The organism is Calothrix rhizosoleniae SC01, from assembly GCF_900185595.1.
GTDB lineage: Bacteria > Cyanobacteriota > Cyanobacteriia > Cyanobacteriales > Nostocaceae > Calothrix_A > Calothrix_A rhizosoleniae.
In genome coordinates this window covers 1-2,362 of sequence record NZ_FYBH01000111.1, presented here as the reverse complement: position 1 = coordinate 2,362, position 2,362 = coordinate 1, and the positions used below count along the sequence as shown (strand labels likewise).

At 37.3% G+C, this 2,362-nt stretch carries 1 protein-coding gene; it reads left to right on the top strand.

What is annotated here, in order from left to right; translation table 11 throughout:
* Window positions 1-128 precede the first annotated feature (128 nt).
* Window positions 129-1,481, top strand: coding sequence for a serine/threonine protein kinase (locus tag CALSC_RS06215; RefSeq protein WP_088240525.1), 1,353 nt, complete (start codon window positions 129-131; stop codon window positions 1,479-1,481).
* Window positions 1,482-2,362: the final 881 nt, after the last annotated feature.

The following is a 2,362-nucleotide window of genomic DNA, read 5'->3' as shown; positions in this document are numbered from 1 at the left end:
TAAGTAATAAGTAATAAATAATAAACAATAAGTTTACTGCTCATAGGTTTGCTGCTTCAACAATGTCCGCACCCCAATTGCGTATTGCTATATTGCTCCAAAATTTAAAATTTAAAACTTGAAATTGTATGACAAACCAGATATTAAACGAACGTTATCAAGTTCAGCAAGAATTAGGCAGACAAACAGGGAGAAGAACTTATTTAGCCCAAGATTTACATACCCAACAGCAGGTAGTAGTGAAATTACTATTATTGGGGCAAGATTTTGACTGGCAAGATTTAAAGTTATTTGAACGAGAAGCAGAAACATTAAAAACCTTAGAAAATTCAGCCATTCCCCGTTATTTAGACTACTTTGAATTAGATACTACTGAAGACAAAGGCTTTGGATTAGTACAGACTTACGTGGAAGGAAAATCCTTAGAATCTCATTTACGTTCTGGTAGAACTTTCAGTGAGGCAGAGGTTAAAGAATTAGCCATAGATTTACTCAAAATACTTAACTATTTACATCAGCAAAAACCCCCCGTCATTCATCGTGATATAAAGCCTAGTAACATTTTACTGACCAATCGTTCTGGGAATAGTGTGGGTCAGGTATATTTAGTAGACTTTGGCTCGGTGCAAAACTTGGCTGCTACCGAAGGTAGTACAATTACCGTGGTGGGAACCTATGGATATATGCCACCAGAACAGTTTGGCGGACGGTGTGTTCCAGCTTCTGATCTTTACAGCTTAGGAGCAACATTGATTTATTTAGTCACCGGCTTACATCCCACCGAACTACCTCAAAAAGACTTAAGAATTCAATTTCGCCAATCTTCTAACTTGAGTAAAGAGTTCGCTGACTGGTTAGAGTGGATGAGCGAACCTAGCCTGAGTCAAAGATTTGCATCCACAAAAATTGCGATCGCAGCTCTCAAAAAACCTCGCCCTAGACATAAAGCAGCACTTACACCCCGCTCAGGAAATACTCAACCAGTAGAAAGTAAAATTATTTTCCATAAATATGCCAATTACTTAGAGATTTCTCTGCCAAACCAAGGATTCAATATCCGTCATATTGCCATGATTTCCTTTGCTACCCCTTTTGCACTGGGTACTACATTGTTTGCTAACTCAGGAGGTGCAATCACTCAAACTTTACAATTTGCAGCCATAGTTGTCATTATTTTTGCCATTCTTGCCGGATTTTGCCAACATCTGCATATTCGTATTCATAAAAAGCAACTGGTACTCATCCATGATTTAATAGGATTCAAATGGCACTTCACCCGTTCGTTAAAAAATGCCTCCCACTTGAAATTGGCAACATCAGAAGCAATCAAATATGGGATGAAGCCTTGGTTAGTAATTGTCACCAGCACAGTTAGCTATGACTTGACTAGTTATGCTAATTTGACTGTGGAAGAAATGGAATGGTTAGCACGGGAACTACATGAGTATTTAGGTTTACCACTCCACCAAGTAGAAGACTAGTACTATGCAGCGTAAAAAGTAAAGAATAAAAAAAGTAAGAAAGCCAATCGAAAACAGATAGGACTTACGCACTGTACAAATTTCTTATCTTGTGAATTAAGAAAAAAACGTTGTTTCAGGCGTTTATCAATCATCCTTGGATCAATAGCGTAGATGCAAAGCGGCTTGTCGCAAGACATCACCTAAAAAGTATGGAAAAATCAATGTTTATTTAATGCCTGCAAACATACCCCATACTTGGGTTTCCCTGTCAATGCGTAAGTCCTAGCTGAATACTTACATAATAGATGCCTGATCAGATTCCATTGAAATGGATTTGGGATTTCTTGGAGTTTACAAATAGTATAACAATATCTGTATCCCCCGTAAGCAACCACAAGGTGGTAGGTTTATTACTTATGCAAATTGCTAGCAGAAACCCCAACCGCTTGGGTGATTATCCCCCGTGGGAGTCCTTGTAAGGCCTCCTACGACACTGTTAAGCTCCTTTAGAGACAACTTATTCACTCTCTTAGAATCCTGCCTTACTGTAGATTTTATCTTCTTAGTTTTCATCAGATTTACCTACTATCACAACAAGAAAACATGTTGATCGTAAAACTTGTTGGTGAAAATACTCAATTTTGTAATAAAAATTGTAGTTTCCGTAGGAACTGACACACAATAGTTACAAAAATTTAAAATTGTAAAACTTTTCGGAGAATGACAGAACAGGGATAAAAACAAGATTTTGTATAAGTAAGTCAACAAAAATATTTACCATTATTACGAACTACGCGAAGTAATCCTAACCCTTTCGATTGCTTCGTTTCACTCCGTTACACTCGCAATGACATTGTGTAATTAATTATGTTTAACTACTTAGAATGTAAAGCCATACT

Excerpts from the sequence above, each read along its gene's own strand:
- CALSC_RS06215 (WP_088240525.1), top strand. The coding sequence starts at position 129 with ATGACAAACCAGATATTAAACGAACGTTATCAAGTTCAGCAAGAATTA.